The sequence below is a fragment of the Micromonospora sp. LOL_025 genome (genome assembly GCF_048060285.1).
GTDB lineage: Bacteria > Actinomycetota > Actinomycetes > Mycobacteriales > Micromonosporaceae > Micromonospora.
On record NZ_JBHMIR010000022.1, the window covers coordinates 87,879 to 105,749 of the forward strand.

A 17,871-nucleotide genomic window follows, 5' to 3' on the forward strand; every position below is an offset into this window, starting at 1 on the left:
AGCGCCGGCGGTCGCGGTGCTGGACGCCGTGGCGCGACGCGAAAGGTTGTCGGTGGGCGGCGATAGCGTGCTCCACGTCGGAGAGAACCCCTTCCCCACCGGAGTGAGCCATGACCGTCGACCGCGAGAAGCCGCTGCTCAGGGTGGTGCTGACAGACGTCAACGCGAAGGTGGTGCAGGCGTGGCGCGCGGCGTTCGCCGACACCCCCGAGGTCGAGATCCACAAGGGGTCGATCCTCACCCGGCAGGCCGACGCCTGGGTCAGCCCGACCAACTCCCGGGGACGGATGGACGGCGGCGTCGACGCGGTCGTCAAGCGGCACCTCGGGGCGGGGATCCAGCTGCGCGTCCAGCGGGCGATCCGCGACCGGTTCGGCGGAGCGATGCCGGTGGGCAGCGCCGTCTGCGTGCCGTCGGGGGCCACCAACCCCAGGTTCCTGATCTCGACGCCGACCATGGATCAGTCGGCGCAGGACGTGAGCGAGACGCTGAACGTGGCGCTGGCGTGCGCCGCCGCGTTCCAGGCCATCCACACGCAGAACGAGAAGGAGCCGGGCAGCATCGCGTCGGTGGCGCTGGTCGGCATGGGCGCGGCGACCGGCCGGGTGCCGGCGCGGGTCTGCGCCAACCTGATGTGGACCGGCTACACGCTGTTCAACGACTGCCACTTCCGCGACTACGACGAGCTGCGGAGGACCATCTGCGAGCAGCTCGACGACATCGGCAGCCGCCCGGAGGAGGAGCGGGTGCGGGTGACGGTGCCGGCGGCGTCCGGCTCCCGCCGTTCACGAGGCTGACGCGTCCCGGCGGCGGGGGGAGCGCCCCCGGTCTCGCCGCCGCCGCGGTGGGCCCGCCGCCTGCCCCGACGGTTCCGGGCGTTCGACGCGGGTGGGGTCGCCGCGGACGAGTTCGTCGTGGATACGCCATCGGGCGGTGACGACGGCGCGCTCAGCGGCCTCGTCGTCGTCTGCGATCCGCTGCCGCAGCAACTGCAGGGCGAGGCGGCGGTTGAGGCTGAACTGCCGTTCGGTGTCGACCACGACGACGATGCCCGACGGGCGGTGGGTCGCCCGTACCGCCGTGCTGGCCTTGTTCCGGTGCTGGCCGCCGGGGCCGCCGGTACGGCAGGCCACGATGTCGACGTCCGCCTCCGCGAACGACGTGGTCGGGGTGTCGAGCTGGCACGGCCGGGCGACGACGTACCAGTTCTTCCGGCCGGTGCTCGCCCGGTAGGGGCTGGGGGCTGCCAGCACAGGGTGCCCGTCCACGCGGCGGCGAACGCCTCGGCGCCGCCGCCGCAGATCCGGATCAGGGCCGACCGGTAGGTGTCGGGCCGCTCGCCGGGAACGGTCCGGACCCGGTGGGTCGTCAGGCCCTGTCGGGCGGCCTCGTCTTCCAGGCGGCGCAGCAGCCGGGCCAGCGCCCAGGCGCACTCCTGCGGGCCACGCCCGGCGGACACGAGCAGGTGCAGGCTCATGCCCGACCCCGCCTGCGGCGGTCGTCGCGACGCTCGGACCGGGTGGTGGAGGAGCCGGCGTCGGGCGTCTTGTAGGTGACCAGGGGGACCGTGGTGGCCACGGGCGTGGCCAGGTCGTGGTCGACGAGATCCGCGATCACCCGTTCGATGCGCTTGTAGGCCGTGGGCGCCTCCTCGAAGAGCAGTTGGCGGTCGCCGCACACCACCAGCGACCCCACCGGGGTGCGCCGCAGTTCCTCGACGGTGTGCTTGGCCCGGCTGCGCCGCAGGGCGTCGGCGCGGGACATCTTGCGGCCCGCGCCGTGCGCCACCGAGTGGTTGGCGTCCGGACCGGCGTGGGCGGCCACGAGGTAGGAGGCGGTGCCCCGGGTGCCGGCGACGAGCACGTCGCGGCCGTCGCCCGGCGCCGCGCCCTTGCGGTGCAGGTAGATCCCGTCGTGGACCTCCAACAGGTTGTGGCACTGGTCGACGACGGGCTCGGTGGGCGTGGCCCCCAGGGCGTGGGCGACCCGGGCGGCCAGCAGCCGCCGGTTGAGCGAGCCCCACCGTACGGCGTCGTCGTGCGCCGCCAGGTAGGCGGCGGGATCAGGGGCGGCGCCCGCGCCGTGGACCTCGGTGTGTGCCCGCAGGATGCGCTCGCCCAGACCCCGGGAGCCGGTGTGGACGACGAGCACGAGATCGCCGGCGTCGAGCCCGAGACGACTCGCGTGCCCCGGCTCGAAGACCGTGTCGACGCGCGCCAGCTCGACGAAGTGGTTGCCCCGACCGACCGTCCCGAGCCCGTCGACGTGACCGGCGGGGATGTCGCCCGCCACGACGGCCCAGGCGGGGTCGTCGGCGTCCCGCTCGGGGTCGAGCGGCCGGTCGAGGTCGGGGAAGCGGGCGGCGAGCCGCTCCGGCACGGCCCGCTTGAGCCTGATGGGGAACACGGCGATGCCGCAGCCGATGTCGGAGCCCACCAGGAACGGGTAGAGCACGGTCGACGCCATGGCGGCGCCGACGGGGGCACCCTTGCCCGGGTGCAGGTCCGGCATGGCGGCGACGTGGATCATGCCGGGGAGGGCGGCCACCTGCCGGCACTGCGTCAGGGCCTCGGACTCGATCCAGCTCGCGGGGGAGGCGAAGACGGTGACGGTGGCCGGGGTGGACTGCGGCGGGGACTGGTGCTGAGACAAGGACGCTCGCTTCTCGCGGAAACGGGAATGGACGGACGGCACCACGACACCGGTCGGTGCCGCGCGCCTCGGCGATGGGGATGCTGCCCGTCAGAACGTCATGGACGACACCATCCCGGAGCCGACCGCCTGCGGCAACCGACTTTCCGCCGCGCCGGCGACCTGTGCGACGCCCCGCCGGCAGCCCCTGGTCGCCGCGACGGCGCGCGGCGGTCAGGGGGCGGGCAGGGCGCCGAGGCGGTGCAGCAGCTGCCGGGCCAGCGGCAGGCGCTTGTCGGCGTCGCCCTCCGCGCGGACGTCCACGTTCAGCGCGAAGCAGTACAGCCGGTCGCCGCGCTCGACCCAGCCGACCCACCATCCCGTGCCCGGGTCGGTGGCGTCCGTCCAGCCGGTCTTGCCGTACAGGGCGTACCCGGCGATGCGCTCCAGGCGCAGGATCTCCCGGACGGTGGCCTGGTGCCCCCGGTCGGCCGGCAGCTCGCCCCGGGCCAGCCGGGCCAGCCACCGCACCTGCTCGTCGGCCGAGATCTCCAGCGGCCCGGTCAACCAGAACCGGTCCACGGCCGGCCCGACCTCGCCGTTGCCGTAGCCGAGCCGGTGCAGCCACTCCCGCTCCCGGTCCGGCCCGATGCGGCGGGCCAGCTCCTGGAACACCGGCACGTTGGAGACCCGGACCGCGTCGCGCAGCCCCATGTCCCGCTCCCAGGCGGCGACGCGCTGCGGCCCGCCGCCGTACGGGACCTTCTCCCGCTCGTCGCGCACCACGCCGGTCTCCAGCGCGATCAGGCTGTGCGCGATCTTGAACGTCGAGGCGGGTACGAAGCGCCGCTCGGCCCGCTCCCGGTCGACCATGACGACGCGTCCGGCCGCCACGTCGTACATCACGAAGGTGCCCCGGAGGCCGGCCTGCCGGAACAGGCCTGCCAGGTCGTCGCGGACCTCGACGGCCGGCGCGGTCGGCGTGGGCGACGGGCCCGTGGCGGCGGTGGCGGACGCGGCGTCGGCCGGCGGCGGCTGCGAGCGCCCGCCGCCGGTGCAACCGGTCGCGCCGGCCAGCATGAGCAGGGCGGCGGCCGCGGCGGCCGCGACGCGCCGTCGGGGGCGGGTGCCCGGGCCGACCGCCGTCGGCGGCGCGGCCAGGCTCCGCATCCGTGTCTCGAGGACCACCCGCCACCGCCCCCGTCCGTGCCGGCACCGACACCCCCAGTGAAGCACGTGCCAGGGGGTACGGCGCCGCCCGACCACCCGCGCCGCCGGTCGGCTCACGGCCTCGCCGGGGCGTCCGGTTCCGACACCCGCAGGTGCCGGTCCAGGTTCGCGACCAGCTCGTCCGCTCGGGCGGGAGCGACGTCGTCGGCCCAGCTCCGCAGCGCCCGCAGGAACCCGGCCAGGTCCGCCCGGACGCCGTCGACGAGCCCCGTCAGCTCGTCGACGGGGACGTCCACCCAGGAACTGCCCTCCTCGTCCGCCCACACCCGGACCGTGCCGTCGGGGCGCCGCTCCACCCAGGGGCCGGGGTCGTGGCCCAGGTCCGGTGAGCGGCCCGCCGGGATCTCGTACCACTCGCGCCATTCGTTGAGGTCACTGCAGCAGCCCGGGTCGACCCGTGCCCCCGTCGCCGGGTCGGTGAGGCGCAGGCCGCCGGGCACCAGCAGGGAACCGGGCTCCGGGCCGGCCGCCACCACCGGCAGCACGGCGGTCAGCGGATCGTCGCCCCCGGGCCACACCGTGCGGTCGTCGAGGTGGTGGTACGCCGCGATCCGGGCCACGGCGGCGCCCACCTCGGCGGGGGTCAGGGCGTCGGAGAGCGCCAGCCACGGCCCGACGTCGGCCACCGGCCAGAGCGGGAAGTCGTCGAGGCGACCCACCTCGAGCACCGGCTGGAGCCGTGGCGCGTGGCGGGCGGAGGCGGACCGGCGTCCGCCGGGGGTACGGGGCCCGGTCACGGCGTGGACGCGCCGATCACGGCGGCCACGTCGGGCGGCAGCGGGTACGGGCGCTCCGGGGGCAGCAGCGCCCCGGCGGCGGCGTCGTCGCCGGCGTCGAGCGCCGCGCGCACCGCGTGGGCGGTCGGGGTCACGTCGCTGAGACCGACCAGCCACTCGTCGACGTACCGGCGCACCGCCTCGCCGGAGAGCCCCACCTGGAGGGACCGGTGCGGCAGCGGAGCCAGGCGCAGCGACCGTTCCGGGTCCCACTGCACCCGCACCGGGCTGGCCCGCAGCCGTCGCGACCAGTCCTCCCGGTCCGGGTGGCGGTCGCGGTCGAAGCCGCTCAGGCACGAGTTGGCCAGCGCCCACTCGAAGCCGGCGCGGGTGATCTCGACGGCCAGCACCCGCTCCTGCCCGGGCTTGGTGCCCCAGCCGCAGCGGTACATCATCCACCGGAACGACGGCTTGATCCACGTCATCCGCTCCCGCCTGAACGGCGGGACGAAGCGGCCGGCGGCCAGCGCCGGGCGGGCGATCTCCGGCGGGTACGCCTGGTACACGATCACGGTGTCGGCGGTGAAGTGGGCGCGAACCTGGTGGGCGGGGACCGGCATGGCGCCGATCCTGACCGATCGTCCGGGCCCGGTCCACCGGATTGTCCCGCCCGGGCCGGCGCCCACGACGGGGGATAGGCTGCCGGTCGTGGCAGGTCTTCTCAGGAGCGTGGCGGCCCGGATCGGCGGGGTGATCCCGTCGCCGCGCCGGCCCCGGCCGGGCCCGGCGCAGGTCGCCCGCCCCCGCCAGGTCGCCGCGTTGCAGCGCCGGCAACTGGCGTACGCCCCGGAGCTCGACGGGCACGCCGATCCGGGCGAGATCGTCTGGACCTGGGTGCCGTACGAGGACGACCCGCGTCAGGGCAAGGACCGCCCCGTGCTGGTGGTGGGCCGGCACAGCCGGACGTTGTTCGGGCTGATGCTGTCCAGCCAGGCCGAGCGCGACGGGCAGCGGCACTGGCTCGCGCTCGGTCCGGGCGAGTGGGACCGGGACAACCGGCCGAGCTGGGTGCGGTTGGACCGGGTGCTGACCATGCGGGAGGACGGCATCCGCCGGGAGGGCGCGGTGTTGGACCGGGCCCGTTTCGACCGGGTCGGGCGGGCGCTGCGCGCCGGCTACGGCTGGCGCTGACCGTCAGGCCGGCTCGCGGCTCGGGCCGATCCCGGCGGCGTGGGCGTCCGGCGGCGGGTACGGCTGCTCGGCCAGCAGCCGGGCCAGGTGCGCGCTGTTGAGCGCCAGCGCCTTCGTGGTGCGTCCCGTGGTGTCGGGCTTGGACCGGGCGTCGATGTAGTCCACCTTGTGCAGCGCCTCGCCGACCCAGTAGGTGGCGCCCGCTGCGGGGCAGGTGAAACCGACCTCGTTGAGGGCCTGCTGGACCTCGCCGATGGTGTGGTGCGCGCCGTCCTCGTTGCCGACGACCGCGACCCCGGCCACCTTGCCGTAGGTGAGCAACCGGCCCTCGGCGTCGGTCTCGGAGAGCTCGGCGTCGAGCCGTTCGAGGACCATCTTGCACACGGCGGACGGCTGACCGAGCCAGATCGGCGTGGCGATGACGAGGATCTGCGCGGCCATCAGCCTGGACCGGATGCCCGGCCAGCCGTCGCCGTCGCCCTCGTCGGTGGAGACGCCGAAGCGCACGTCGTGGTCGACGACCCGGATCAGGTCGCCCGCCACGCCCTGGTCGGCGAGGGCGTCGAGCACCTCGCGCCCGAGCACCTCGGCGCTCGACGGGGCGGGGGAGCGTTTGAGGGTGCAGTTCAGGACCAGGGCCCGGATGCTCGCCACGGTGGTTCCTCCCTCGGCCGGTGCGGCGCTGACCCTGCCGGCATACCCGGCATCCGGCGCGAGACACGTCGAAACGCGTCGTGTCCCGACCGGCGATCCGGCGGCGCGACGTGCGCGCTCAGCACTCCGCCAGGTGGGCGGTGTCGACGAGTTGCCGGGGCGGGCGGGCCACTCCGAGGCTCTTGGCCCGGTACATCGCGGCGTCGGCGCGGTCGAGCGCCTCGGTGAGCTGCCCCGGCCCGGTGACGGGGGCGAGCCCGACGGAGGCGGTCACCCGGACGCTGAGCCCGCCCAGCGGGATCGGCGCGGCGAGGCTGTCGCAGAGCCGCCGGGTGGCGTGCTCGATCCACCGCCGGTCGATCGTCGGGCTGGCCAGCAGTCCGGCGAACTCGTCGCCGCCGAGGCGGGCGACCAGATTGTCGCCGGCGAAGGCGGCGAGCCGTTGGGCGACGCTGACCAGCACCTGGTCGCCGGCGGCGTGGCCGTAGCGGTCGTTGATCTGCTTGAAGTCGTCGAGGTCGAGCACCACGGCGATCAGCGGCTGCCCGGCCGCGTCGGTGAGCAGCGTGGCCGCCAGGCGGTAGAACGCGCGGCGGTTGGGCAGGCCGGTCAGGGGGTCGTGGCTGGCGGCGTGCCGCTCGGCGGCGAGCTCGGCCTGGAGCTGCCTGATCTCGACCTCGGCCTGGATCGCGCGGCGGCGCAGCTGCCAGGAGGTGGCGAGTGCCCCGGCGGCACAGATGCCGGACGCGATGGTCAACGGATCCGGCACGAGACCTCCCATCAGCACGATGCCGCCGGCCCTCGCGCGCGGCGGTCCGCGCCCGCGCATCGGGCCCCGTCCTTCCTGGTCGCAGCCCAGGTCAGGTGACTCAGAGTGAACAGATGGGCACTGTTCACGTGCGTTATCATGCTCGCTGTCCGATGCAGATGCAATAGCAGATGCACGTGCAGGAAGCCCCTTCGTCGATATCGTGCCCCCTCTGTCAGGCACCGCTGCCCGGCGTCGCGGGGCTCGCGAGAGAAAGACCTCCATGCAACAGCCTCCGAACGGCGTTCCCACCAACCAGCTGCCCCCGCTCGCCTGGCAGAAGAGCCGCCGGAGCAATCCCAGCGGCAACTGCGTCGAGCTGGCCGAACTGCCCGGCGGCGCCGGCATCGCACTGCGCAACTCCCGGCACCCGGAGGGGCCGGCGTTGATCTACACGGTGGACGAGATCGCCGCCTTCGTGCTCGGCGCCCGCGACGGGGACTTCGACAACCTGATCGCCTGACGTCCGCCTGCCGGCGGCGAGCGCGTCCCGATGACCGGGACGGATTGTCCGCACCGAGGAAGTTCACCTCACTCACGGTTCATGGCATGCTTACGCGTCGGCCGCGGAAGGGCACCTGGTCGGCACGAACCGGCATGTGGAGGTCGGCTGTGACGATGGGTCCCGCCGAGGGCGGTCCGGGGACCGGCCCGACCGTGCTGCGCATGTTGCTCGGCGCCCAGCTGCGCCGGCTGCGCGAGTCCAGCGGGGTGACGCGGGAGGGCGCCGGCTGGGAGATCCGCGCCTCCGAGTCGAAGATCAGCCGGATGGAGCTGGGCCGGGTCGGCTTCAAGGAGCGCGACGTCGCGGACCTGCTCACCCTCTACGGCGTCACCGCGCCCGAGGAGCGGCAGGCGCTGCTCAAGCTCGCCCGCGACGCCAACAGCCCGGGCTGGTGGCACCGCTACGGCGACGTCCTGCCGAACTGGTTCCAGTCGTACCTCGGGCTGGAGGCGGCCGCCGCGCTCATCCGCAGCTACGAGGTCCAGTTCGTCCCCGGCCTGCTCCAGACCCGGGAGTACGCCCGGGCGGTGGTGCTGCTCGGGCACGGCCGGGCCGCCCCGGCGGAGATCGAGCGCCGGGTCGCGTTGCGCATGCAGCGCCAGCGGTTGCTGCACCGCGAGAACCCGCCGCAGCTCTGGGCGGTGGTGGACGAGGCCGCGCTGCGCCGGCCGATCGGTGGCCCACGGGTGATGCGTGAGCAGGTGGCGGCGCTGATCGAGACCACCAAGTCGCCGAACATCCGGCTCCAGGTCATCCCGTTCGCCGCCGGTGGGCACGCCGCCGCGGGCGGGGCCTTCACCATCCTGCGCTTCGGTGACCGGGAGTTGCCCGACATCGTCTACATCGAACAGCTCACCAGCGCGCTCTACCTCGACAAGCGCGACGACCTCGACTACTACGCGGTGGCGATGGAACGCCTCTGCGTGGAGGCCGAGCCGCCGGAGCGTACGCCGGAGATCCTCGGCGCGATCCTGGACGACCTCTACCCGGAGTGACCACGGCGGGGTCTCGCCCGGGTGGCGGTGCGGCTACCATGGTCGCCGACCGGCGACAGTGGACGGACGCCCCCGTCGCGGGTGGCGCAGAGTCGTGGAGGCTGCCTTGACCACCGATTCCCCGGGTACGACGACCGGCCCCGCCCACCCGAGCGACCGCATCGACACCTCGGTGGCCCACCCCGCGCGCCGATACAACTACTGGCTCGGCGGCAAGGACAACTTCCAGGCCGACCGGGACTCCGGCGACATCGTGGCGGCGTCCTTCCCGACCATCCGCACCGCCGCGCTGGAGAACCGCCGTTTCCTCCAGCGGGCCGTGCGTCACCTCGCCCGGGAGGCGGGCATCCGTCAGTTCCTCGACATCGGCACCGGCATCCCGACCGCCGACAACACCCACGAGGTCGCGCAGGCGATCGCCCCCGAGTCGCGGGTGGTCTACGTCGACAACGACCCGATCGTGCTCGCGCACGCCCGGGCGCTGCTGACCAGCTCGCCCGAGGGCGCCACCGCCTACATCGACGCCGACCTGCGCGACCCGGAGCGGATCCTGCGCCACCCCGACCTGCTGCGCACCATCGACCTGTCCCGGCCGGTCGGCCTGATGCTGGTCGCGATCCTGCACTTCGTCGGCGACGAGGACGACCCGTACGCCGTGGTCACGCGGCTGCTCGACGCGCTGCCGCCGGGCAGCTACCTGGCGGCCTCGCACGCCACCCACGACTACCTGCCCCCGCACGTGGCGCAGGAGGCGAAGGCGGCGGCCCGCGGCGGCAGCCCGCACGGCCTGATCAACCTGCGCACCCGGGCCGAGTTCATCCGCTTCTTCGACGGGCTGGAGCTGATGGAGCCCGGCGTCACCTCGGTCGCCGAGTGGCGTGCCGAGGACGCGCCGCAGCCCCGCCCGGCGGCGGCCGAGGTCAGCATGTACGGCGGGGTGGCCCGCAAGGGCTGACCGCGCGCCTGCACGCCCGCCGGCCCCGACCGCCGCAGGCCGGGCCGGCCCCGTCGGCCTGCGCCGGCTCGCCGACCCCATCCAGCCGCCACCGGTCGCCCCCGCCGCGCTGCCCCTGACCGTCGGTGCGGGCCGGTCGTCCCGGCGCCGCGCTGCCCCTGACCGTCGGTGCGGGCCGGTCGTCGCCGCCCGAACCGCGACGACCGGCCCGTAACCGGGCACCGCGCTGGTGGCCGGCCCCGCCGGCAGGGCAGACTGAACGGCTATGTCGCCGTTCTCGCCCACCCTGCGGTTGCACGACCGTTACGTCCTGCGCGAGCGCATCGGCCTCGGCGGGATGTCCGAGGTGTGGCGCGCCGACGACGAGGTGCTGCACCGCCCCGTCGCGGTCAAGGCCCTCACCCGCGAGTTCGCCACCGACCCGCAGCTGCGGGCCACCATCCAGCGCGAGGCCCGCGCCGCCGCGCGGCTCACCCACCCGCACGTCACCCAGGTGTACGACTACGGCGAGGCGGCCCTGGACGGCGGCATCGTCGTGCCGTACCTGGTGATGGAGCTGGTGGAGGGGCGCAGCCTCGCCGACCGGCTCGACGCCGGGCCGCTGCCGTGGCCGGAGGCGGTGCGGATGGCCGGCCAGGTCGCCGCGGCGCTCGCCGCCGCCCACCGCATCGGCGTGGTGCACCGCGACGTCAAGCCCGGCAACGTCATGCTCACCGAGACCGGTGCCAAGGTGCTCGACTTCGGCATCGCCGCGCTCGCCGGGCCGCACCACCCGCGGGCGGGGCAGACCGGCGAGCTGTTGATGGGCACGCCCGCGTACTTCGCCCCGGAGCGGATGCGGCCCGGGCCGCCGAACCCGGCCAGCGACGTCTACGCCATGGGTGCGCTGCTCTACCGCACCCTCACCGGCCGGGCCCCGCTGCCCGTGCAGACCTGGGAGGACGCGCTGGAGGTGCACGCCGGGCACCCGCCGGTGCCGCCCCCGCGGGTCCCCGGGCTGCCGCCCGCCATCGCCGAGTTGACCCTCGCCTGCCTGGCCACCGATCCGGCGCGCCGGCCGAGCGCGGCCCAGCTCGCCGCCCGTTTCGGCCCGCAGGCGCCGGCCCACCCGCCCACGGCCGTCCTGCCGACCGTGTCCGCCGGCGCCGCGCACCCGCCGACCCTGATCGACCGCGCACCGCCGTCCCCGCACCCCGCCGGCGCCGGCCGCGCCGGGGTGGCGTACCCGGCCGCGCCGGGTGGGCGCCATCCCGTGGTCGCCCGCCCCGGCCGTCCCGCCCCGGCCGGCGGCGCGGGGACGGCGCGCAACAGGCCCGTCACCGCACTGGTCGCCGTCGGCGTCGCGCTGCTCGTCGGGCTCGTCGGGGCGCTCGTCCTCGGCGACGGCGGAAGTCCGCCACCGGCGGCGGCCCCCGCCACCAGCACACCGGCCGCGAACCCGACCTCGGCCAGACCGACGCCGCCGCCGACCAGGACCTCCACCCCGCCGCCGGTGACCGCAAGGCCCGACCCGGTCGGCCTGCCGCAGTTCGTCGCCGAGTTCGCCGCGGTGCTCGCCTGGGCGCAGGCCCGCGGCGAGATCGACCGCAAGACGGTCGAAGGGCTACGGGACAAGCTCGCGGACCTGAGCCGGGGCAAGCAGAAGGACCGGGCCAAGCGGGTCGAGCAGCTGCGGGAGCGCCTCGCCGAGGCAGCCGAGGAGGGACAGATCCCGCCCGACACGGCGGCCCGACTCGACGCCCTGCTCGACCGGCTCAAGACGCCGTCGCAGGACGACGACGAGGACGACGACTGAACCGGCTCAGCCGACCTCGACCACGGACCCCTGTTCCACCCGACCGCCTCGCACCACCTGCGCGTACGCGCCCACGCACGGCTGCGGGCCGAGCTGCGGCAGCGGCGCGACCCGGTTGAGGCGGGCCGGGACGCGCAACGCCTCGGTCTGCCGGGGGAGTGACCCGTGCGCCAGGGTCGGCACCGCGCACCGCGGGGTGGGGGCGAGTATCCGCAGCACCAGCTCGGGGCCGATGCGCAGCTCGCGGCCGACCCAGTCGTTCTCGGCGAAGCCGTCCGCGTCGACGTCGAGCACGAGGTTGGGCCGGTAGCGGACCGCCTCGACGGTGCCGCCCGGAAGCTCGGCGGCCACCCGGGCCAGGGTGGCGGCCGTGACCAGGTGCACCGGGGCGAAGTCGAAGAAGGTGCCCGGCGCCGCCGCCCCCAGCGGGTTGGCCTCGACCGGCACCTCGGCGGCGACACCGGCCGCCAGCACCGCGTCCGGGTCGGCCCGGTCCAGGACCGCCCCGGCGGGCGGCCGGTCGATCAGCGTCACCGGGACGTCGAGCACCCGGGACAGCACGTCGTCGACGTCGGCGTCCAGGCTGGACAGCGACCGCCCGTCGGGCAGCGTGATCCGTACCGGGTCGGGTGCGGCGCCGGCCGCGCGGAGCGTGAGCAGGTCGCGCCAGAGCCGGGGATGCTTCGCGCTGGCCACCCGCCCGGTGCCCCGGTGCCGCAGGGCCAGCCGCCGGTCGCCCGCCACGCCCGCCACGCCGACGTCGACGGCGGGCAGCCGCTCACCCAGCATCGACTTCACCGGGTAGCGCCACAGCTGCGCCAGCCGGCCGGTCATCGTGCCGCCGTCCCGGCGCGGGGCGCCGCGACCCGGATCGGGGCCGCGTCGGCGATCGTGGTGCGGGTCGTCACGGGGCCACCCTAGTGCGAATGCCCGATCCGGACCGCCCCGACGAGCGCACCCACTCGCCGGGCGGCGCGGCCGGCGCCGGGCCGCCCGACGAGGCCCGCCGCGTTCCCGGTGGGTCCTGCGGCGAAGCTGTCGCGTGCCGGTGGGGCGTGCGGCGAGGTCGTCGTGTGCCGGTGGGCCGGTGGCGAGGCTGTCGGTGGGTTGTGCGGCGAGGTCGTCGCGTACCGTCGGATCGCCCGACGAGGTCGCCGCGTGGGCGGCCCGCCGGACCGGGACGGTCCCTGTGGTCTGCCGCATCCCGCCGCTGTGGACCGTCCGCGGGACGCGGGGGCCGGCCCGTTGGCGGACTCCCAGGATCGGTTCGTAGCGTGTGGGCCATGATTCGTACCACGCACGCCCTGCTCGCCTCCCGCTCCACCACCGGGGAGGCCGCGCCGCCCGAGGACGGACTGGTCGGCTTCGTCATCGGCCTGGTCGAGCGGCTCGGCGGCCCGGGCGCGGGTCTGGCCGTGGCCCTGGAGAACCTCTTCCCGCCGATCCCCAGCGAGGTGATCCTGCCGCTGGCCGGCTTCGTCGCCGGCCAGGGCCGGATGAGCGTGGTCAGCGCGATCTTCTGGACCACCCTCGGCTCGCTGATCGGCGCCCTCGCCCTGTACTGGATCGGCGCCGCGCTGGGTCGGGAACGGATCCGGGCGATCGCGCAGCGGCTGCCGCTGGTCAAGCTCAGCGACGTCGACCGCACCGAGGAGTGGTTCCTGCGGCACGGGGTGAAGGCCGTCTTCTTCGGCCGGATGATCCCCATCTTCCGGAGCCTGATCTCCATCCCGGCCGGCGTGGAGCGGATGCCGGTGCTGACCTTCGCGGTCTACACGACGCTCGGCAGCCTGATCTGGAACACCACCTTCGTGATGGCCGGCTACCTGCTCGGCGACAACTGGCACCTGGTCGAGGGGTACGCCGGCGTGCTCCAGAAGGTGGTCATCGTCGCCTGCGTGGCGGCCGCCGGCTGGTTCGTGGTCTCCCGAATCGTCCGGGCGCGGCGCGGCGCGGCGGCGGACGTCGAACCCGTCCCGCCCGTCGACCCCGCCCCGCTGCCCTACGCGCCGGACCCGACGGGGCGGGGCACGATCTACCGCAGCGCGTACTCGGACGGGCAGGCACCCGACCGCGACCTGTCCCGCTGAGGCGGTGGCGCGGCCACGGCGGGTGTCACCACGCCCGCCGGGTCCCCGTCCTGGTGGCCCTCGGGATCCGTACGGCCCGTCGCCGAGGCGTCCTTCCCGGTCGCCGCGGGCACCCCGCCCGGACGACCTCGATCGGCCCCGGGAGGCGGAGGTCCACCCGCGTCACCCGCTCCGCCTCGCTGTCGGAGACACCGTCGCACCGGCCGCCTCGGACCCGCTGTCGCTGGCCCGAGGGGTCGGACGGGCGTCGATGTCCGCCCGGTGTCGCGAGCGGACGATCGTGTCGGAGCGTCGTGTTACCGTCGCTCTCGGTCGGCGTCACGGGGCAAGCCCGGCGCGACGCAGGGGGCTGTCGTGGAGTGGGATTTCGGCGTGCTCGGCGCGCTGCACGTGAGCCGGCACGGGCGCGCGATACCGGTTCCGGCCAACCGGCAGCGGGCCTTGCTGGCCACGCTGCTGCTCAACCGGGGCGACACAGTGAGCGTCCCCGCGCTCGTCGACCGGGTCTGGGGCGACGAGGTGCCCGCCCACGCCAAGGCGTCCCTGCACTCGCTCGTCCGGCGGCTGCGTCGTGGCCTGGTCGGTGACGACCGTCCGGGCGGGCTGATCGTCACCCGCGCCAACGGCTACCTCGTCGAGCTGCCACCCGACGCCCTCGACCTGGGCCGGTTCGACGCCCTGCTGGCGGCGGCGGACCGGACCGCAGACCCGGGGCGGCGCGCCGAGCTGCTGCGCGGGGCCCTCGCGCTGTGGCGCGGTGAGCCGTTGGCCGACGTCGTTTCCGAGGTGCTGCACCGCGAGGACGTGCCGGCCCTGACCGAGCGGCGGGAGCGCGCGAGGGAGACGTACTTCGACGCCGAACTCGCCCTGGGCCGCCATACCGAGATCGTCGCCGAGCTGCGGGGGGCGACCCGGCGCAGCCCGCTGCGGGAGCGGTTCTGGGGGCAACTGATGCTCGCCCTCTACCGCAGCGGGCGGCAGGCCGAGGCGCTCGACGCCTACCAGCGGTTGGCCATGGTCCTCGCCGAGGAACTGGGTCTCGACCCGGGGCCCGCGCTGCGGGACCTGCGCACGTGCATCCTCCGGTCGGATCCGGAGCTGCGCTGGCAACCGCCCCCGTCCGCCGCGACGGTCACGCGACCGGCAGCACCCGCGCCCGCGGCGGCATCCGCGCCCGCGCCGCCGGCCAACCCGATGTTCCAGCTGCCCGCCGATCCCGGGACGCTGCACGGCCGCGCCGAGGTGGTGGCGGCCGTCCAGGCATCCATCGCGGCGGCGGCTGCTGCGGGGCGCCTGCCGCTGGTGTCGGTCTCGGGGGCGCCGGGCGTCGGCAAGACCGCCCTGGCGGTCCACGTCGGTCACCGCCTCTGCGAGCTCTTTCCCGACGGCCAGTGGTTCGTGCGGCTGCGCGGGCAGCAGGCGGACCCGGCCCGACCGGCCGACGTCCTCGCCGAGCTGCTCACCAACGCCGGCGTACGCGGCTCCGCCCAACCGGCTTCGACCGACGCCCGCGCCGCGGCGCTGCGGGCCGCGCTCGCCGAACGGCGGGTGCTGCTCGTCCTCGACGACGCCGCCTCGGCCGAGCAGGTCGTGCCGCTGCTGCCCGGCACGGCGAGCTGCGCGGTGATCGTGACCAGCCGCAGCACGCTCGGCGGTCTCGTGGCCCTGCACGGCGGGCGGGCGGTCAGCCTCGACCCGCTCACCCCGGCCGATGCCGCGGCCCTGCTGACCTCGGTGTTCCGGGAGCATGCGATAACCGTCACACCGGGCGTCGTGGACGAGCTGGCCGCGCTGTGCGGCCACCTTCCGCTCGCGCTGCGGATCGCGGCGGCCAACCTGGCCACGGCGGGTCCGTCCGACGCGTCCGACTACGTACGGCGACTGCGCCACGGGGACCGGCTCGGCGGCCTGTCGGTGCCCGGCGACCCGGAGGTCGCGCTGCGTACCGCGATCGAGCCGTCCTACCGGCGGCTCGGCGAGGGGGAGCGGCGCGCGCTGCGGCTGCTGGCGTCGGCACCGGTCGACTGCTTCACCACGTCGGAGGTGGCGGCGCTGCTGGAGGCGGGCTGGGCCGACGCCGACGCTCTCCTGCGCACGCTGGCCGCCGGCCACCTCGTGCGTCCCGGGCACTGCGGCTGGTACGTCACCCACGATCTCATCAGGCTCTACGCGGCAGAGCGGTCCCGCACCGAGGACAGCGACGAGCAACGCGACGCCGCCCTCACCCGGCTCTTCGGCTCCTACCTGGCCACCGCCGACAGCATCGCCCGTCGTGCCTTCCCGCGGATGGCCTTCCTACCCCTGCCCTCCACCCTGACCCGGGTCGCCGGCGCGCCGGACGAACCGGAATCCCCACAGTGGTTCCACACCGAGTACGGCAACCTGCTCGCCGCGGTCCGCCACTCGGCGCAGCACGGCCCGCCCGGGCTCGCCTGGCAACTCGCCGACCGGATGCGCGGCCACCTTCAGGAGACGGGGGCGCACGGGGAGTGGCGCAAGGTTGCCGAGCTGGGTCTCGAACAGGCGCGTCGGGAGGGCGACGACCACGGCGTCGCCGCCATGGAGCTGAGCCTGGCCACCCTCAGCGCCAGCCGCGCCGACTACTCCGACGCCCGACGACGGTTCGCCACCGCGCTGGTGCTCCAACGCCAACTAAGCAACCGGGCCGGACAGGCATCCATCCTCAACAACCTCGGCGTCGTGCACCGGGAGGAAGGCAACCTCGCGGAGGCGAGCAGGTGCTACGCGGACGCCCTCCGCCTCTACGGGGAACTGGGCAACCGGCACGCCGAGTGGAGCTGCCTCGGCAACCTCGGCGTGGTCCAGCTCGAACTCGACCAGGTCGTCGAGGCGCTCCACGCCCAGCACACGGCCCTGGCCGGGTTCACCGCCCTCGCCGGGGCCGACCAGCCGACCAACGACGTCGCCAACGCCCTGCACAACCTCGCCGTCGGGCTCCGCGCGCTCGGGCGGCCCGCCCTGGCGGTGGTGCACCTGACCCGCGCCGTGGTGATCCGCCGGCAGCTGCGGAACCTCTACGGAGTCGCCACGGACCTCGACCAGCTCGCCGCCGCCTACGTCGACCTCGGCTACCACGCCAAGGCCCTCCGTTTCGCCGACGAGTGCCTGAGCATCGCGCGTGCGATCGGCAGACGCCGGGTCGAGGCGGAGTCCCTGAGCACGCACGGGCTGATCGCGTTGGGCCTGCACGGCCCGGGCTCGGCGATCGCGCTCCTGCACGACGCCCTGCGGCTCAGCCGGGAGATCGGCTACCGGCGCGGCGAGGTCTCCGCCCTCATCGGGCTCGTCACGGCCCACCGGGCGGCCGGTCGGCTCGCGGAGGCGGCGCGTCACGCCTGCCTCGGTGAGTGCATCGCCCGGGACGCCCAGCACCACCTACTGGCCCGGCAGGTCCGGGAGGCCCTCGGCGGCACCGAGGAGGAGGCGGAGCCGTTGCTGCGGGAGGCGTGCTGAGGCGGTTGCCACGGTCGCCCGTCGTGGGGCTGCGTGTCGCCGTGGTGCGTGGCTCTCGACGTGCCCGCCCGTGGTGGCCGATCATGCAGTTGTGGTGGGTATCGTGCCCCGAATCGCACCTTGTGCGGGGCACCACAACTGCATGATCGACGCCCGCGCCGCCTGCCCGCCCGCCTGCCCGCCGGTCGGGCCGGTCGGTCGGTCGGTCGGTCGGTCGGGAGATCTTGGTAGGCAAGGGCCCTCGGAGGGGCCGTTACGTACCAAGATCTCGGACGTGCGGGCGGATCCGGTGCGTGGATTGTCCGGCTTCGGGGTTGTCGTTCGGTGGGGCGTCGGTGGTCGATCGCCTCGAACGGCGTATTGAGGCCGGGTGTCCGGTTCGGGGGTGTGATCGGGGGCATCGTGGGGGCGGAATCGTGGCGGGGGTGGGGTCGTTACACCCTGCGTACGGCCGAGGAAGACCCGAGCATGGCCCACCGCCGCCAAGGCCAGGCCGCCCCGTCAGGGATGGTGGTGCCGGGCCCATGGCGTGCCCGCGGCCCCGCCGGAATGATGGCGGGCCGGTGGTCGTTACACATGGTCCGGCCGACGTGAGGGCAACCCCCCGCCCCGCGCAGCCGAGTGAGGGCATCTCCCGCCTCGCGCCACAGCCCGGCCCTTCCGGCCCGCACAGGTCGGACACGTGCGGCCGACGTGGCTGATCTGATCTTTCCTCCGGTGACGCCGGAGAGCCCTCCTCCAGTTCTCGCTGGAGATCCCCTGAGTTCCTTGGGCGCCGGACGGTGCTTGCATCCGCGTAGCCGATCCCCCTCGGTGCGGGTGCCAAC

At 75.1% G+C, this 17,871-nt stretch carries 15 protein-coding genes and 1 pseudogene; 8 read left to right on the plus strand and 8 right to left on the minus strand.

What is annotated here, in order from left to right; translation table 11 throughout:
- The first annotated feature begins 110 nt into the window (after window positions 1-110).
- Window positions 111-797 carry a macro domain-containing protein gene (locus tag ACFHW0_RS23470; protein ID WP_416610837.1) on the plus strand — a complete coding sequence of 229 codons (687 nt, stop codon included), beginning with the start codon at window positions 111-113 and terminating at the stop codon, window positions 795-797.
- Here ACFHW0_RS23470 and prfH read toward each other — a convergent pair.
- The 5 genes and pseudogenes from prfH to ACFHW0_RS23495 form a co-directional block, all read right to left on the minus strand.
- Window positions 786-1,477 (minus strand): annotated as a pseudogene (gene prfH, locus ACFHW0_RS23475) (peptide chain release factor H). The gene ACFHW0_RS23470 and the pseudogene prfH sit on opposite strands and share 12 nt — an antisense overlap.
- A complete protein-coding gene (locus ACFHW0_RS23480) occupies window positions 1,474-2,652 on the minus strand; it encodes an RNA ligase RtcB family protein (RefSeq protein WP_416610838.1) in 1,179 nt (392 codons plus the stop codon). Before ACFHW0_RS23480 ends, prfH begins: the two are co-directional and overlap by 4 nt.
- Window positions 2,653-2,865: 213 nt before the next feature.
- Window positions 2,866-3,819: a class D beta-lactamase gene (blaOXA, locus tag ACFHW0_RS23485; RefSeq protein ID WP_416610839.1), complete on the minus strand. Its 954-nt coding sequence runs from the start codon at window positions 3,817-3,819 to the stop codon at window positions 2,866-2,868.
- A gap of 95 nt (window positions 3,820-3,914) precedes the next feature.
- Window positions 3,915-4,598, minus strand: a complete 684-nt coding sequence (locus tag ACFHW0_RS23490) for a hypothetical protein (RefSeq protein ID WP_416610840.1) — start codon at window positions 4,596-4,598, stop codon at window positions 3,915-3,917.
- A complete protein-coding gene (locus ACFHW0_RS23495) occupies window positions 4,595-5,197 on the minus strand; it encodes a DUF4291 domain-containing protein (RefSeq protein WP_416610841.1) in 603 nt (200 codons plus the stop codon). Before ACFHW0_RS23495 ends, ACFHW0_RS23490 begins: the two co-directional genes overlap by 4 nt.
- 88 nt (window positions 5,198-5,285) lie before the next feature.
- Between ACFHW0_RS23495 and ACFHW0_RS23500 the strand changes: the two genes are divergently transcribed.
- Window positions 5,286-5,768 (plus strand): type II toxin-antitoxin system PemK/MazF family toxin, encoded by a 483-nt coding sequence (locus tag ACFHW0_RS23500; RefSeq protein ID WP_121397861.1) that lies wholly within the window; start codon window positions 5,286-5,288, stop codon window positions 5,766-5,768.
- Window positions 5,769-5,771: 3 nt separating this feature from the next.
- Here the strand turns inward: ACFHW0_RS23500 and ACFHW0_RS23505 are convergent, their stop codons facing one another.
- Together ACFHW0_RS23505 and ACFHW0_RS23510 are read right to left on the minus strand one after the other, a co-directional pair.
- Window positions 5,772-6,422 carry a flavodoxin family protein gene (locus ACFHW0_RS23505; RefSeq protein ID WP_416610842.1) on the minus strand — a complete coding sequence of 217 codons (651 nt, stop codon included), beginning with the start codon at window positions 6,420-6,422 and terminating at the stop codon, window positions 5,772-5,774.
- Between the two features lie 118 nt (window positions 6,423-6,540).
- Window positions 6,541-7,191: a GGDEF domain-containing protein gene (locus ACFHW0_RS23510; protein WP_416610843.1), complete on the minus strand. Its 651-nt coding sequence runs from the start codon at window positions 7,189-7,191 to the stop codon at window positions 6,541-6,543.
- A gap of 262 nt (window positions 7,192-7,453) precedes the next feature.
- On the opposite strand from ACFHW0_RS23510, the gene ACFHW0_RS23515 reads away from it, so the two are divergent.
- The 4 genes from ACFHW0_RS23515 to ACFHW0_RS23530 all read left to right on the plus strand — a co-directional run bounded on the left by ACFHW0_RS23515 (window position 7,454) and on the right by ACFHW0_RS23530 (window position 11,480).
- Window positions 7,454-7,693, plus strand: a complete 240-nt coding sequence (locus ACFHW0_RS23515) for a DUF397 domain-containing protein (protein WP_416610844.1) — start codon at window positions 7,454-7,456, stop codon at window positions 7,691-7,693.
- Between the two features lie 155 nt (window positions 7,694-7,848).
- On the plus strand, window positions 7,849-8,730 hold the full coding sequence (locus tag ACFHW0_RS23520) for a helix-turn-helix domain-containing protein (protein ID WP_416610859.1): 882 nt from the start codon (window positions 7,849-7,851) through the stop codon (window positions 8,728-8,730).
- A 106-nt stretch (window positions 8,731-8,836) separates the two neighbouring features.
- The gene (locus tag ACFHW0_RS23525) at window positions 8,837-9,685 is read left to right on the plus strand and encodes an SAM-dependent methyltransferase (protein WP_416610846.1); all 849 of its coding nucleotides are present in this window, start codon (window positions 8,837-8,839) and stop codon (window positions 9,683-9,685) included.
- Between the two features lie 265 nt (window positions 9,686-9,950).
- Window positions 9,951-11,480, plus strand: a complete 1,530-nt coding sequence (locus ACFHW0_RS23530) for a protein kinase domain-containing protein (RefSeq protein ID WP_416610848.1) — start codon at window positions 9,951-9,953, stop codon at window positions 11,478-11,480.
- 6 nt (window positions 11,481-11,486) lie between these two features.
- Here ACFHW0_RS23530 and ACFHW0_RS23535 read toward each other — a convergent pair whose 3' ends face one another.
- Window positions 11,487-12,314, minus strand: coding sequence for an MOSC domain-containing protein (locus ACFHW0_RS23535; protein WP_416610849.1), 828 nt, complete (start codon window positions 12,312-12,314; stop codon window positions 11,487-11,489).
- 449 nt (window positions 12,315-12,763) lie between these two features.
- Between ACFHW0_RS23535 and ACFHW0_RS23540 the strand changes: the two genes are divergently transcribed.
- Together ACFHW0_RS23540 and ACFHW0_RS23545 are read left to right on the plus strand one after the other, a co-directional pair.
- Entirely contained in the window at window positions 12,764-13,570 is an 807-nt protein-coding gene (locus ACFHW0_RS23540) for a DedA family protein (RefSeq protein ID WP_416610851.1), read from the plus strand.
- 354 nt (window positions 13,571-13,924) lie between these two features.
- On the plus strand, window positions 13,925-17,044 hold the full coding sequence (locus ACFHW0_RS23545; RefSeq protein ID WP_416610853.1) for an AfsR/SARP family transcriptional regulator: 3,120 nt from the start codon (window positions 13,925-13,927) through the stop codon (window positions 17,042-17,044).
- Window positions 17,045-17,871: the final 827 nt, after the last annotated feature.